Below are 13,751 nucleotides of genomic sequence, written 5' to 3'. Positions count from 1 at the left end.
TCAGACTAGCCTGGTGGACGACGACAACCCGGATGCCCCCGCTGCCGACTATCTCACAGGCATCGGACTGCTCGGCATCGATCATGTCGGGGTGGCCGTGCCGGACCTGGACGCGGCGATCGAGTTCTACCAGCGGGTCTTCGGGATGCGCTGCGTGCACACCGAGACCAACCCCGAGCAGGGGGTCCGGGAGGCGATGCTCCGGGTCGGCCCGACGCCGGCCGGCGGTTGCGTGCAACTGCTGGCCCCGCTGACCCCGGACTCCACCATCGCGAAGTTCCTGGACCGCAGCGGGCCGGGGGTGCAACAGGTCGCGTACCGGGTGGCGGACGTCGACGCCGCCTGCGCGGCCCTGCGCGACCGGGGCGTACGGGTGCTCTACGAGACGCCGAAACGCGGTACCGCCGGCTCCCGGGTCAACTTCGTGCATCCCCGGGACGCCGGCGGCGTACTGGTGGAACTGGTCGAACCCGCTGCCACCTGACCCGGGTCGGGCGGCCGGCACCGGCTCAGGCCGGCACGGTGTCGTACGCCTCGACCAGCTCGGCCGGCAGCGGCGCCAGGTCGGTGGCCCGGCGGAAGTCGCCCAGGGTGGTGCCGGTGCACTCCGAGTCGACGTTGCGGGCACCGGCCCGGGCCCGCACGTCGTGCAGGTTCACCGCGCGGAAGTCGATGGAGAACCGGGTCCGGCCGGAGGTGTTCGGCACGGTGGTGTGTAGCTGGGCGCCGGAGAAGACCAGCACCCCGCCGGGCGGCGTGATCACCCGCAGGTCGGGCTCCCGCTCCAGCTCCTGCTCCAGCCCGGGCTGCCTGCGGGTCTCGGCGTGCACCTGGGCGGCGGCGGCGGTCCGGCCGTGCGCCACCCACTGCGCGTAGTTGTAGTCCCGGGAACTGTTCCGCACCCCGGTGTCGAAGTATCTCGGGTGGAAGGCCATCACGTTGGCCTCGGTCACCTCGTACACCGGGATCCAGAAGTTGAGCTGGGACAGCGGCGCGGAGAACCAGGTGTCCCGATGCGACTCGAACTGCAGCGTCAGCCCCGCGTTGAGGTATTCGCTGGTCATCGAGCGCAGCCGGGGCACGTCGAAGTAGGTCTGCACCGGGTCGGCGCCGAGGTCCGCGAGGAGCCCCCGGACGAGTTCGGCGCTGCGCGGGTGGTTGATGAAGCTGGGCTTCAGCTCGGCCAGCACCGAGACGTAGTCCGGACCGGCCAGGTGGTGCTGGGCCTCCGGCGGGAAGTGCGGCGCGAACGCGGTCTCGGTCATCTGCCGGGCGAAGGCGACCAGCGCCATCGAGTGCGGCGTCGGCGAGTAGACGAACAGGTCCCCGGCGAAGAGCCGTTCCCGACGCTCGTCGTCGGACATCGGCGAGTCGAAGTGCAGCACCGTCACTGCGGCCTCCTGCGGTAGCTCCCGGTAGGTCTGTGCCCAGCGGATCACGCCGGGTGTGCGCAGCGGTCACGGTAGGCCGCGAGCCGGCGACCCGGAATGCGCCGTCCGGTCGGGCCGGGGCCCGTGTCGACAATCCGACTTCGCCCCGGTACCCGGCCGGAAAGGCCGGATGCGGCGTCCGGCGGCACATAGAGTCGGGCGATGCCGCCCGCGCAGCCCCTCGCGCCCGCCGCCCCGGCGACGCCGGCCCCGCGTACCGGGTCGTCCGCCGTCCCGGCCGGAGCCGCTCCCGTCCGGGTACGCCCGTTCCGGTTCACCGCCGCGATGCCCGGGCTGGACCGGCCGGCGGCGCGGTGGCGCGACGAGATCCGCCGGATCGAGGAGCTCGGTTTCGACTCCGTCTCGGTCTCCGACCACTTCACCGGCGGCTGGGCGATGGACCCGCTGGTGGCGATGACGGTGGCCGCCGAGGCCACCACCCGGCTCCGGGTGCTGGGCATGGTCTTCTGCAACGACTTCCGGCATCCGGTACTCCTGCACAAGGCGCTGGCCAACCTCGACGTCTTCTCCGGCGGCCGGGTGGAGATCGGCCTCGGCGCCGGCTGGCTGCGCGACGACCACGACGCGGCCGGGCTGCCGTTCGACCCCCCGGCGGTACGCGTCGGGCGGCTCGCCGAGTCGATCGAGATCCTGCTCCGGCTCTTCGGCGACAGGCCGGTCGACTTCACCGGCCGGCACTACCGGATCAGCGGACTGCTCGGGCTGCCGGAGCCGGTGCAGCGCCCCCATCCCCCGCTACTGGTCGGCGGCGGCAGCCGGCGGGTCCTCGAACTCGCCGGCCGGTGCGCCGACATCGTCGGGATCAACCCGCGGCTCGCCCCGGACGTCGACCCGCTGGCCGCGGTCGCCGAGCTGAGTCCGGAGCGCTTCGCCCGGAAGGTGGCCTGGGCCCGGGACGCCGCGACGGCCGCCGGGCGGGACCCTGCCGACCTGGAGTTCCAGTCCCGGATGTTCGACGTGCGGGTGGTGCACCGGGGCGTCGCGCACCGCGCCTCGTCCAGTCACGCCCGAGGAGTCGACCCGGCCGCGCTGACCAACTCGCCGGCGGTGCTGCACGGCAGCGTGGACGAGTGCGTCGACAAGCTCCTCGCGCTCCGCGACCGGTACGGGGTCAGCTATCTGCACCTCGGCGGCAACCTGGACGCCGCCGCCCCGATCGTGGCCCGGCTGGCGGGCCGATGACCACACCGGATCCCGTCCGCACCACCGGGGTGCGGAACCGGCCCCGACACCACTGCCGGGAGGTCCTTCGGGGACGGTAGAACCGGCAAACAGAAATCGTCGTACGGCGAGTTGAGTTGACCTTGTGAACTGGGCGCGATAGTACGGCTCGGGCCTTGCGAAGCACCCCGGTAAGTCTGCAAGTATGTCCCAATGCCCCAGCAGCAGTCCTCCCCTCTCGCGTTCTTCGACAACGCGAACTCGCAGCCAGACTTCACGGTTGCCCTGCGTGGCTACGACCGTGAGCAGGTCAACAGCCACCTGGGCCGGTTGAACGCCGCTCTGAACCAGTCCGAGCAGGCCCGTGCCGAGGCCGAGCAGCGGATGAACGACGCACAGCGTCGGCTCCGCCAGGCCGAGCAGCGGCTCACGTCGGTCGAGCAGAAGCTCACCGACACCAACAAGCAGCTCGAGGAGAACAACCGCCCCACCCTCTCCGGCCTGGGCACCCGGGTCGAGCAGATCCTGCGCCTCGCCGAGGAGCAGGCGAACGACCACCGTGGCGAGGCCAAGCGCGAGTCGGAGGGCATCCTCTCGGCCGCCCGGCTGGAGGCGCGGGAGATCACCGACAAGGCCCGTGCCGAGGCCGCCGCGATGAAGGCCTCCGCCGAGCGGGAGGCGGGCAGCGTACGCACCGCCGCCGAGCGGGAGGCCGCCGAGGTCCGGGTGCAGGCCCGCCGGGAGGCGGACACCCTCCGTGCCGACGCCGAGCGGGAGACCAAGCAGCTTCGTACGGTGACCGCGCACGAGGTCGCCGAGCTGAAGTCCACCGTCGAGCGGGAGGTCGCCACCCTTCGGGCCACCGCCGAGCGGGAGATCACCCAGCAGCGCGCCAAGGCGGCCCGGGAGGCCGAGGAGAAGCGCGCCGAGGCGACCAAGCTGCTCACCGACGCCCGGGACAAGCGTGACAAGGACCTCCAGGCGCTGGAGCTCCAGCTCGCCGAGCGCCGGGAGAAGGCCGAGCGCGAGGAGTCGGAGCGGCACGCCGCCCAGGTCGCCCAGACCCAGAAGCTGGTCGCCGAGGCCGAGCAGCGGGCCCGGGCCGCACAGGACCGCGCCAAGGAGATCGAGCAGCGCGCCGAGGCCCGCCGGGTGGAGTCGGAGCGGAACGCCAACGAGACCATCGACAAGGCGAAGGCGCTCGCCGACAAGACCCTCAACGAGGCCCGCGCCGAGGCGCACCGCCTGCTCACCGAGGCGCGTACCGAGGCCGACCTGACCACGCAGGCGGCCCGCCGCGAGGTCGAGGACCTCACCCGGCAGAAGGACGCCGTCACCTCGCAGCTCGGCCAGATGCTCTCCGGCCTGGCCGGCATCGTGCCGGGTGTGGGTGGGGCGGCCGCCAAGCCCGAGGCGCCGAAGGCGGCGGCCACCGCCGAGAAGGCCGAGGCGGAGGAGCGGGTTCCCGCCGACGCGGCGAGCTGACCCGAGGACGCTCGCGGGTCGGACTGCGGGGCAGCAGCACGGCCGGGGCCGTACCGGACGTTCCGGTACGGCCCCGAGTGCTGCCCGGCGTACGGTCCGATAGGTCGGGCAATGTCACCACCAGTGAGCTTCGTCCCATCAGCCCCGCCGGGTATCGCCGCAGAACCAGCCACCGCGTGTGAGGATGGGAGTATGTCGCACGGCGAGGAACTGTTTGCCCTGAACGGGGACGTGGCTACGGAGCCGAGCTTCGAGCCGGCCTTTCGGGGCTACGACAAGGGGCAGGTGGACCGATACGTCGCTCGCGCCGAAAACGAGATCGCCACTTTGGCGGCGCAGCGTGAGCACGCGTACACCCAGATCCACAATCTGGCCGGGCAGGTCGAGGTGCTGCAACGCGACCTCGCGGCGGTACGCCGGCAGGTCGGCGTGGTCGACCGGGCGTCGTTCCGGCACCTCGGTCCGGTGGTCGAACAGATCCTGACGCTCGCCGAGGAACAGGCCGAGATCATCCACCGGGACACGCTCCAGGAGATCGAGGCCCGCCGGGCCGAGGCGGAGCAGGTGCTCGAGGACGCCCGGGCGCAGGCCGCCGACGCGCTGCGCGACTTCGAACTCGCGCTCGCCGCCCGCCGCGCCGAGGAGGAGAAGGTCAACACGGCCCGCCGGGCCGAGGCGGACGCCGCCGTCACCGCCGCCGCCGAGGAGGCCACCCGGCTCCGCGAGGCCGCGCAGGCCGCGTTGGAGAAGGCCAAGCAGGAGGGTTCCGAGCTGCGCAACCGGGCCGCCGAGGAGGCGAACCGGCTGCGCGAGGCCAGCCAGGCGGCGCACGCCAAGGCCGTACAGGAGGCGAAGCAGCTCCGGGACACCGCCGAGCAGGAGGCGAACCGGCTCACCGAGCTGACCAACCAGCAGGCCCGGGAGTTGACCGAGCGGACCGAGCGGGAGAGCCAGCAGGTCGTCGAGCGGGCCCGCCAGGAGTCCGCGCGGCTGCGGCACGCGGCCCAGCACGAGGCCAACCGGCTGCGCGACGCCGCGCAGCAGGAGGCGACCCGGCTGCGCGAGGCCGGCCAGGCGGCGCACGTCAAGGCCCAGCAGGAGGCGCAGCGGCTCACCGATGCGGCGAGCCAGGAGGCCGACCGCATGATCGAGATCGCCAAGCAGGAGGCCACCCGGCTGCGCGAGGCCGGCCAGGGATTGCACGCCAAGGCCAAGCACGAGGCCACCCAGCTCCGCGAGGCCGGGCAGGCGGCGCACGCCAAGGCCCAGCAGGAGGCGACCCGGATCAACGAGGAGACGGCGGAGTACGTCCGCAAGTCCCGAGCCGAGGTCGAGGACTACGCCCAGAAGGTGCGGGCGGAGACGCAGCAGGAACTGGGCGCCTGGCGGGCCGGTGTCGAGCAGGAGATGAACCGGCGCCGTACCGCCGCGGAGGCGGAGATCGCTGCCCTGCGGAGCGCGGCCGAGCAGGAACTCGCCGCCGGCCGGGCCGCGCTGGAGGAGGAACTCGCCGCCTACCGGGCCGGGGCCGACCGCGAGTTCAACCAGCGCAAGTCCGAGCTGGAGCAGCAGTTCCAGGAGCGACAGGCCGAGCTGGAGCAGCAGTTCGAGCAGCGCCGGGCGGAGCTGGAGGAGTCGTACGAGACCCGCCGGGCGGAGATCGAGGGCGGCGCCGACCGGGTCCGCCTGGAGGCCGACGAGTACGCCGAGCGGGTGCGCCAGGAGGCCGACGAGCACGCCGTGGTGATCCGGCGGGAGGCCGAGGAGCGCCTCTCCGAGTTGCAGCGGCAGGCCGACGAGCAGGCCGCGACGTCCCGCCGCCAGTTCGAGGAGTACATGGCGACCGCGCAGCAGCACCTGGCCACCACGCAGCAGCACCTGGCGAGTACCCAGCAGGAGGCGGCCGCCGGCCGGCAGCAGTTGGCCGAGGTGATGCAGGAGATCGCCGAGGCGCAGCAGGCGCTCGCCGACATCCGCCAGGAGACGGTTGCCTCCCGCCAGGAGTCCGACCGGATCCAGCGGCAGTTGGCCGCCGCGCGGGACCAGCTCGCCGGTGAACAGGACCGGTTGACCGGTACGGAGCAGTCGGCCCAGCAGGCCGAGCAGCAGTTGGCGCAGGCCGAGGCGGACATGCAGCAGATCGTCGAGGCCGCCGCCGAGCAGGTTGCCGCCGACCAGCACGCCGGATCGACAGGCGGTGGGAAGTCCGGGGCGACCCGGGTGACCGAGCCGGTGACCGGCGGAGCCGACGGCGGCAGCATCGACGGCGAGCCGACCGTGGCCGCGGTGCCCGGCACCGGCGGCCGGGAGCCGATGCCGACCCGGATCACCAGCACCGGCGACTCCGGGAAGCGCAGCGGCAAGCCGACGGTCGAGGACCAGGGGACCAAGTCGAACAAGGTCACCGTCGACTCCGACTAACCGGACCGGGGCCGGCCCGTCCCGTCGCGGCCGTTGCTCCGGCCCGTTAACCTTCGCCGAGACGATCAGTCGGGGGAGGTCGGGGTGGGCAGCGAGCAGCCATCGGTGCACGACGAGCGGCGCGACGGCGACGCGCCGGAGCGCGTGCCCCGGCCGGCCGGCCCGGTCGACGGGGATCTGGCCGATGCCGGCCTGGCCGATGCCAATCCGGCCGACGCCGATTCGGCCGACGCCGGCCCGATCGACGCCAATCCGGCCGACGCCAATCCGGCCGACGCCGGCCCGATCGACGCCGATCCGGTCGACAGCGACCCGGCCGACAGCGACCCGGCTCCGGGTTCCGGCACGACGGAGTCCGCCGGCAGTGGACGGTTCGGCCGGCCCGGCCAGCCGTTGCGGCTCAGCCCGTTCCTGGTCGGGCTCACCGGCGGGCTGGGCGTGCTGCTGGCGTACGCGATCTTCCTCGCGGTCCGCAACGCGGGCTCGGTGCTGGTGCTGGTCTTCATCGCGCTCTTCCTGGCGATCGGCCTGCACCCGGCGGTGGTCCGGCTGCGGTCCTGGGGGCTGCCCCGTGGCCTCGCCGTCGCGGCGGTGACCCTGACCCTGCTCGCGGTCATCACCGGCGCGGTGTACGCGCTGGTCCCGCCGATCGTCAGCCAGACCGGTGAGTTGATCGGGCAGGTGCCCGACTACGTGACCCAACTGCGCCGCAACGACACCGTCAACGACCTGATCGTCCAGTACGACCTGGCGGGCAGGATCGAGTCGGCGGCCACCACGGAGAACATCACCCGGGCCCTGGGCGGGGTCTTCGGGGCCGCCGGGTTCATCTTCGGCGCGGTGTTCAACATCGTCACCGTGATCGTGCTGACCATCTACTTCATGGCCACCTTCGACCGGCTCCGCGACCTCGGCTACGGCCTGGTCCCGGCCACCCGGCGGGACCGGGTCCGGCTGATCGGCGACGAGATCCTCGCCAAGGTCGGCGCCTACATGGTGGGGGCACTCGCCATCGCGCTGCTGGCCGGGGTGAGTACCTTCGTCTTCGCCATCGTCGTCGGCCTGGCGTACCCGTTCGCGCTCGCCGTGGTGGTGGCGATCTGCGACCTCATCCCGCAGATCGGCGCGACCATCGGAGCGGTGGTGATCAGCCTGGTCGGCTTCGCCACCGACGTGCCGACCGGGATCGCCTGCGTGGTCTTCTTCCTGATTTACCAGCAGGTGGAGAACTACCTCGTCTATCCCCGGGTGATGCGCCGGTCCGTGCAGGTCAACGACGTGGCGGCGATCGTCGCGGCGCTGCTCGGGGTGGCCCTGTTCGGGGTGATCGGCGCGCTGGTGGCGATCCCGGCGGTGGCCGCGATCCAGTTGGTGCTCCGCGAGGTGGTGCTGCCCCGGCAGCAACACCGCTGAGCCGCAACTTCTGTCCGTAATCCGTCTGAATCGAGAATAGTAACCCCTTCAACACGGCTTGTAGTATTCATTCATGGCCAGTAGATCGAGACGATCGGAATCGCACCCCTCCTGACCTGGGAAGGTGTCTCGATCGAGCGATCGTGTCGGCTCGGGGGGAGTCGGCGCGCACCCGGCCGGATCGGCGGTGGAGCGGCCCTCGTTGCGGCACGAGCTGTGGGCCACCACCGTCTGCGACGCGCCCGTGGGGGGTAGCCGTGACCGACACCAACGCCGGACCTCCGATCGAGCCAGCGAATCCCGTCCGCCAGCCACACCGCGACCGGCGCCGCGTGACCGTCATCGGGATCTTCGGCGTCACGGCCGCCCTCCTCGCCGCCAGCGGCTATCTCGTGCTCAACGTCGCGGGGCAGCCGGTCCGGGCCGCACCGATGGTGCTCGACCGGCCCGGCACCGTCCTCTGGGGACAGACGGTCGACCGCCCGATCCAGGTGGCGGCCGACAACGTGACCATCCGGCGGGTGAAGGTACGCACCGGCGGCGCCGCCGCCATCGTGATCCGGCCCGGGGTGGTCGGCACGCTGATCGAGGACACCGAGATCCGATGCACCTCGGCCGGGACCGACGGCGTGGTGCCGGGTGGATACTCGGCGTTACGGGTCCGGGTCAACGGTTGCCGCCAGGCGTTCCGGCAGACCGACGGCAACCCGGCCACCGTCGTCGAGTCCTCGCAGGACGGAAAGCCGTACCGGATCGAGGGGCCGAGCGGCCCGACCGGGGGCCCGATTCCGCCCCCCGACCCCGATCCCGACTCACGGGCGATGGCGCAGCGGCCGCCGTACGCGCCGGCCAGCGCGCCGCCCACCCCGATCACGTACTGGCCCGGGCCGGGCAACACCGGCGTGCCGGCCGGTACGGCGCTGCGCAACTCCGGATCGCTCAGCCTGCGTACCGCCGGGCAGGTGGTGAGCGGGCTGAACATCGTCGGCTGCGTCACCGTCGCCGCCGCCAACGTGCAGATCCTGCGGTCCCGGATCACCTGCAACAGCCCCACGTACTCGATCCGGACCCTGGCCGGGGCGACCAACCTGTTGATCCAGGACGTCGAGATCAACGGCATGGCGAAGAACTCGGCCTCGATCTGCTGCGGCAACTACACGCTGCGCCGGGGCAACGTCTACAACATGATCGACGGCCCGCGGCTGGCCGACAACACCAGGATCTTCGACTCGTACCTGCACAGCCTGGCCCGGGTCGCCGGCTCGCACAACGACGTGTTGCAGAGCACCGGGGGCAACAACATCATCGTCCGGCACAACACCCTGCTGTCGTACAACCCGGTGACCCGGGACCCGTTCAACTCCTGCCTCACCATCGGCTCGGAGACCAGCCCGTCGCTGACCAACCTGACCTTCGAGGACAACTACTGCAACGGCGGCAACTACTCGATCGGAATCAGTCCCCGGCTGATCGGCTCCAACATCCTGTTCCGGAACAACAAGTACGGCCGCGACTACCGGTACGGGGTGGTCTCCGGCTGGAACCGGCCCGGCGTCACCTGGGACCGGCCCACCAACGTCTACTTCGACAACGGTCAGCCGGTGGTCTGAGCGGAGTCGGCCGACGGGGCCGGCCCGGGTGCCGGAACAGCCGGCGACCCGCCCCGGGTCGGCGGCCGGTACGCCTCCAGCGCGGCCGGTTCACGTAGCCGCTTGCGACCGATCCGGCGCAGGGTGCCGAGAGTGGAGCGGAGCTTCTCGACCGTGGACAGGTGCCGCCACCAGATCCCGGCCATCGGCAGGTTGCGCAGCCGGGGCGTCATCAGGCCGGCGGCCCGCAGCGTGCGCAGGCGCCCCCACACCGCACCCCGGGCCCGGAGCAGGTTCGGCTGCGAGGCGGGCAGGATGTCGGCGCCGACCGGGGTCAACACCAGCGTCCCGGCCGCGATGGCCGCCTCGACCAGCCGTACGCCGCGCTCGGTGCGGGCCAGCACCAGGGACTGGCCCGGGTCGTCGCCGGTCGGCCTGTACCACGGATCGCCGACCGCCACGTCGGCGAACTCGCCGGTGTGGTCGGCGCAGAGGTAGCAGCGCCACTGCCGGTGCTTCTGCAGGATCTCGCCCCAGGACTCGGCGTAGCTCAGTTCCCGGCGCACCTGGGGCGGGTCGTCGGCGAGCCGGGCCCGGGCCGATCCGGGCCAGCCGGCGCCCCGGTAGTGCACCGACTCCAGCCGGGTCGGGTCGGCCACCCCGAGCCGGTCCAGCATCTCCAGGGTGCCCCTGGTGGTAGGGGTGCCGGCGCAGAAGATTGCGATGGTCAGCCCGAGCTTCCGGTCCAGCTCCGGCCGGACCTGCCGGGCCATCCGGGCCGCTGCCACGTCGCAGGGCTTGCCGACGAAGACGCACGGCGCCTCGGCCGACTCGACCAGGTCCAGCCGGTCGCAGGGGCTCGCCGGGGCGTACCGGGAGCCGGCGTTGGCGAGCAGTTCGGCGGAGGTGCGGGACAGCCGGGTCTCGTTCAGGTACGGCACGTCGGCCCGGGCGCCGATGTGCAGCACCCCGGCCATCCCCTCGCCGGTCAGGCAGTATCCGGCCAGTGCGGTCGCCACGCCGCCGCTGGAGCCGGCGTACCGGACCCGCGGGTCCGCCGCGTACCCCTCCCAGATGGCCCGGACCGGGCCCCAGGCCGCGCGCAGTTCGGGGATCTCGCCCGGCGCCGGCCGGCTGCTGCCGTGCGCCAGCCGCACCCCCGGGCAGCAGTCCAGCGCCGCCGCCGCGCCCTTGCCCGCCGCCCCGACCGGGGTGATCGGCAACGGTCGCCGGCCGTGGTCGAGCACGTCGACCATCCGCACCTCGTCCGGCGCCAGGTACGCGCAGACCCCGCACCCGGTGCAGAGCTTGCCGGACGCCACGTCGTGCACGGTGCGGGGCCGCACCATCAGCACACCCCGGCCGGCGCTCGGCGGTCCCGCTCGGCCCGGGCCAGCGCCACGAACTCGTCCATCTGGGCGGCGGCCCGCCCGACCGCGGCCGGGGTCCGGACAGCCAGCACGGCTGCGGTCTCGGCCCGGCCGGTCCAGGAGGTCCAGAGCGCGTCGAGCAGCGCGTCGTCGGCGAGCCGGCGGGCGTCGGCGACGTGCCGGCGCTGCCCCACGCTGGCGAAGACGCCCCGCGCCTTGTCGCTGTACGCCACCACCGCCGCCGGTACCCCGGAGGAGAGCGCGGCGATCGTGGAGTGCATCCGCATCCCGCAGAACCAGCTCGTATGCCCGATCACCCACTTGCTCTGGTGCGGGTCCAGCCCGGACGGGGCGAGCGCCACCCGGTCGCCGTACCGGGGTGCGAGGGCGGCGTAGAGCCGCTCGCTGGCCACCCGGTCGTCGTCGGCCCCGTTCGGGGTGAGTACGTGCGGGACGATGATCACCCGGGTGTCCGACTGCTCCAGCAGGCGTTCGCAGAGCCGGTTGGCGACCCGGGAGGTGTCCCCGGCAAGTCCGAACTGGACCCGGCCCTCCGGCCGGGACATCAGTCCGCTGACGTTGATCCCGGCCACCGGCCCCGGATCCGCCTCGAACCACCCGGCCAACCGCTGGTACGCCGGTTCGTCCGGCGCCCTCGGCTCCAGCGCGAAGGCCACATCCACGCCCTCCCGGTGCCGCAACGGGTCGAGGTCGGGCCCGAGCAGGTCGGCCAGGGCCGCATAGCTCTCCGGATCCCGGGCCCAGGCCATCCGAGCGCCCCGGATCAGCGCCGCGGCCTCGGAGCGCAGCCGCGTCGACCGGAACGGCCCGTACGTCTGCGGCAGCAGCACCAGCGGGCGGCGCCGGAGCAGCGCCAACCGCTTCGGCCAGGCCACGGTGCGGAACCGGTGCTCACCGTAGATGTCACTGAAGCTGTCCCCGCCGCTGACGTCGAGTACCACGTCGGCGGCGTCGATCCGGGCCAGCCCGGCGTTGCCGAGCCCGCCCAGCGCCGCGCTGATCCGCATGTTGAGGTAGGACTCCGGCCGGTGGTAGCGGCGGGAGTGCCGGGCACCGGCCAGCGAGATCGGCACCGGCCGGCCGGCCACGAAGGTGTGCCCGGCGCGCTGCCCCCAGCCGTCGTCGAAGACGGTCACGTCCGCGCCCGGCTCCCGGGCCAGCAGTCCGCCCAGGGTGGCCGCCCGCAGCGCGCCGACCCCCAGGTTCAGGTGCGCGCCCGGCACCCCGAACAGGCAGGCCGACAACGCCCTGCTCCGGGCGCCCGACCCGGTCGTCCCGCTCGCCTCGGGCGCTTCGCTCGCCTCGGTCGCCTCGGTCGCTTCGGTCACTGCTCGATCACCGCTTTCTCGCACCGGAACGCCTCGGCGTACCGGGACCGGCACTCCATCCCCCGCAGCCGGGACAGCCCGAGGAAGACCTCGTCGTCCCACCAGTCCCGGGCCTTCTGGGACGGATAACTCGCGTGCAGCAGCTCGACCTTGCGGCGCACCCGCTCCTCGGTCAGGGGCAGATAGACGTTGCGCCGGCCCAGGTCCCCGTCCCACTTGGGGATCTCGTAGTACAACACCGTGGCGTCCCGAAACGACGTGGGCACCAACGCGGCGAGTGTGTGGTGGTCCTGGTGCGCGTCGTCCGGGCCGGGCGCCAGCACCAGATCGGCGTCCAGGGTCGCGGCGGCGGTGTTCACGATCTCCTTCGCCTCGCCCCACCGGGCCGGTACCCGGCCGTCCGGCAGGTCGTGCAGGGCGAAGCTGAGCCGGGCGCCGGGCAGGAAGGCCGCGGCCGCGGACCGGGCCTCGGCCTGCCGGGCGGGGGTACCGGTGAGCAGTACGTAGTGCACCCGGAGTCCGGGTACGTCGCCGAGGGCGAGCAGCAGCCCGCCGGCGCCGATCTCGATGTCGTCCGGATGTGCCCCGAGCAACACCACCGAACGGGCCGCGGAGAGACGCAACGGCATCATCGGCCGGTCAGCCCCAGCTCGCGGGCTCCCCCGGCGCTGCCCGCGGCGGCGAGCACCGGCTCCAGGGTCGCCGGCCGGCGGCCCCGGTTGCGGTTGGCGTCCCAGAGCATCCACGGGCAGCGGGCCGAGTGGTAGAGCTGCTCCAACTCGGCCCGGTCCTTGAAGGTGTCGGCGGCCCGCCAGAAGCCGGTGTAGCGCTGGGCGATCAGCCGCTGCTCCGGCAGCAGCCGGTCGAACGCCTGCGGCACCAGGTCCTCCCCCTCGCGCAGCACGTCGAAGATCTCCGGGCGCAGGATGAAGTAGCCGCCGTTCTCCCACTGCATCAGCTCGCGGATCGGGCGTACCCGGGTGACCTGGTCGCCGGGGGCGATGTCGATGACGTGGTGGGTCGACTGCACCGGTACGGCCAGCAGGCTGGCCACCGCGTCGGTGTGGCGGAACCGGTCGACCATCTCCGGCAGCGGCGCGTCGGTCAGGGTGTCGGCGTAGTTGGCCAGGAACATCGGCTCGTCCTCGACGTACCTGCGGACCCGGATCAGCCGCTCGCCGATGCTCGCCCCGAGGCCGGTGTCGATGAAGGTGATGTTCCAGTCGGTGATGTCGGCGGAGTGCAGCCGCACGTCCCGGCCGTCCATCGAGAGGCTGAAGTCGTTGGAGAGCGTCTCGTCGTACCGGAGGAAGTAGTCCTTGACCGCGACGGCGCCGTAGCCGAGGCAGAGGATGAAGTCGGTGTGCCCGAAGTGGGCGTAGTAGCGCATCACGTGCCAGAGCAGCGGGCGGTCCCCGATCATCGCCATCGGTTTCGGCGCGGAGGCCGCGTCCTCGCGCATCCGCATCCCCAGGCCGCCGCAGAAGAGGACGACCTTCATCAAGACCCGCC

11 protein-coding genes are annotated in these 13,751 nt (G+C 72.7%); 6 read left to right on the top strand and 5 right to left on the bottom strand.

From position 1 onward, the window contains the following. Window positions 1-13 precede the first annotated feature (13 nt). Window positions 14-484 carry a methylmalonyl-CoA epimerase gene (gene mce, locus ACQEVC_RS15900; protein WP_432877858.1) on the top strand — a complete coding sequence of 157 codons (471 nt, stop codon included), beginning with the start codon at window positions 14-16 and terminating at the stop codon, window positions 482-484. A 25-nt stretch (window positions 485-509) separates the two neighbouring features. Here the strand turns inward: mce and ACQEVC_RS15895 are convergent, their stop codons facing one another. Continuing rightward, entirely contained in the window at window positions 510-1,391 is an 882-nt protein-coding gene (locus tag ACQEVC_RS15895) for a hypothetical protein (RefSeq protein ID WP_432877855.1), read from the bottom strand. A 201-nt stretch (window positions 1,392-1,592) separates the two neighbouring features. Between ACQEVC_RS15895 and ACQEVC_RS15890 the strand changes: the two genes are divergently transcribed. The 5 genes from ACQEVC_RS15890 to ACQEVC_RS15870 all read left to right on the top strand — a co-directional run bounded on the left by ACQEVC_RS15890 (window position 1,593) and on the right by ACQEVC_RS15870 (window position 9,541). Then, window positions 1,593-2,633 carry a TIGR03621 family F420-dependent LLM class oxidoreductase gene (locus tag ACQEVC_RS15890; RefSeq protein WP_432877853.1) on the top strand — a complete coding sequence of 347 codons (1,041 nt, stop codon included), beginning with the start codon at window positions 1,593-1,595 and terminating at the stop codon, window positions 2,631-2,633. Window positions 2,634-2,825: 192 nt separating this feature from the next. Continuing rightward, entirely contained in the window at window positions 2,826-4,097 is a 1,272-nt protein-coding gene (locus tag ACQEVC_RS15885) for a cell division protein DivIVA (protein WP_432877851.1), read from the top strand. 192 nt (window positions 4,098-4,289) lie between these two features. After that, window positions 4,290-6,518, top strand: a complete 2,229-nt coding sequence (locus tag ACQEVC_RS15880; protein WP_432877848.1) for a hypothetical protein — start codon at window positions 4,290-4,292, stop codon at window positions 6,516-6,518. Window positions 6,519-6,803: 285 nt separating this feature from the next. Next, window positions 6,804-7,931, top strand: a complete 1,128-nt coding sequence (locus ACQEVC_RS15875; protein ID WP_432891435.1) for an AI-2E family transporter — start codon at window positions 6,804-6,806, stop codon at window positions 7,929-7,931. 332 nt (window positions 7,932-8,263) lie between these two features. Beyond that, window positions 8,264-9,541: a hypothetical protein gene (locus ACQEVC_RS15870; RefSeq protein WP_432877845.1), complete on the top strand. Its 1,278-nt coding sequence runs from the start codon at window positions 8,264-8,266 to the stop codon at window positions 9,539-9,541. On the opposite strand, the gene ACQEVC_RS15865 is transcribed toward ACQEVC_RS15870, so the two are convergent. The 4 genes from ACQEVC_RS15865 to ACQEVC_RS15850 are packed head-to-tail and all read right to left on the bottom strand — an operon-like array spanning window position 9,526 to window position 13,740. Next, on the bottom strand, window positions 9,526-10,869 hold the full coding sequence (locus ACQEVC_RS15865) for a Coenzyme F420 hydrogenase/dehydrogenase, beta subunit C-terminal domain (protein ID WP_432877843.1): 1,344 nt from the start codon (window positions 10,867-10,869) through the stop codon (window positions 9,526-9,528). The two genes, ACQEVC_RS15870 and ACQEVC_RS15865, sit on opposite strands and share 16 nt — an antisense overlap. After that, a complete protein-coding gene (locus tag ACQEVC_RS15860; RefSeq protein WP_432877840.1) occupies window positions 10,869-12,239 on the bottom strand; it encodes a polysaccharide pyruvyl transferase family protein in 1,371 nt (456 codons plus the stop codon). Before ACQEVC_RS15860 ends, ACQEVC_RS15865 begins: the two co-directional genes overlap by 1 nt. After that, window positions 12,236-12,871, bottom strand: coding sequence for a PIG-L deacetylase family protein (locus tag ACQEVC_RS15855; RefSeq protein ID WP_432877838.1), 636 nt, complete (start codon window positions 12,869-12,871; stop codon window positions 12,236-12,238). The genes ACQEVC_RS15860 and ACQEVC_RS15855 overlap by 4 nt, the downstream gene beginning before the upstream one ends. Continuing rightward, on the bottom strand, window positions 12,868-13,740 hold the full coding sequence (locus tag ACQEVC_RS15850) for a glucose-1-phosphate cytidylyltransferase (protein ID WP_432877835.1): 873 nt from the start codon (window positions 13,738-13,740) through the stop codon (window positions 12,868-12,870). The genes ACQEVC_RS15855 and ACQEVC_RS15850 overlap by 4 nt, the downstream gene beginning before the upstream one ends. Between the last annotated feature and the right edge of the window lie 11 nt (window positions 13,741-13,751).

Origin of the sequence: Plantactinospora sp. CA-294935, assembly GCF_050936445.1 — a bacterium.
In the GTDB taxonomy this organism is placed as follows: Bacteria; Actinomycetota; Actinomycetes; order Mycobacteriales; family Micromonosporaceae; genus Plantactinospora.
This window is presented reverse-complemented; position numbering and strand designations above follow the sequence as displayed.

Excerpts from the sequence above, each read along its gene's own strand:
- ACQEVC_RS15880 (WP_432877848.1), top strand. The coding sequence starts at position 4,290 with ATGTCGCACGGCGAGGAACTGTTTGCCCTGAACGGGGACGTGGCTACG.
- ACQEVC_RS15885 (WP_432877851.1), top strand. The coding sequence starts at position 2,826 with ATGCCCCAGCAGCAGTCCTCCCCTCTCGCGTTCTTCGACAACGCGAAC.
- ACQEVC_RS15855 (WP_432877838.1), bottom strand. The coding sequence starts at position 12,871 with ATGATGCCGTTGCGTCTCTCCGCGGCCCGTTCGGTGGTGTTGCTCGGG.
- ACQEVC_RS15865 (WP_432877843.1), bottom strand. The coding sequence starts at position 10,869 with ATGGTGCGGCCCCGCACCGTGCACGACGTGGCGTCCGGCAAGCTCTGC.
- ACQEVC_RS15850 (WP_432877835.1), bottom strand. The coding sequence starts at position 13,740 with ATGAAGGTCGTCCTCTTCTGCGGCGGCCTGGGGATGCGGATGCGCGAG.
- ACQEVC_RS15890 (WP_432877853.1), top strand. The coding sequence starts at position 1,593 with ATGCCGCCCGCGCAGCCCCTCGCGCCCGCCGCCCCGGCGACGCCGGCC.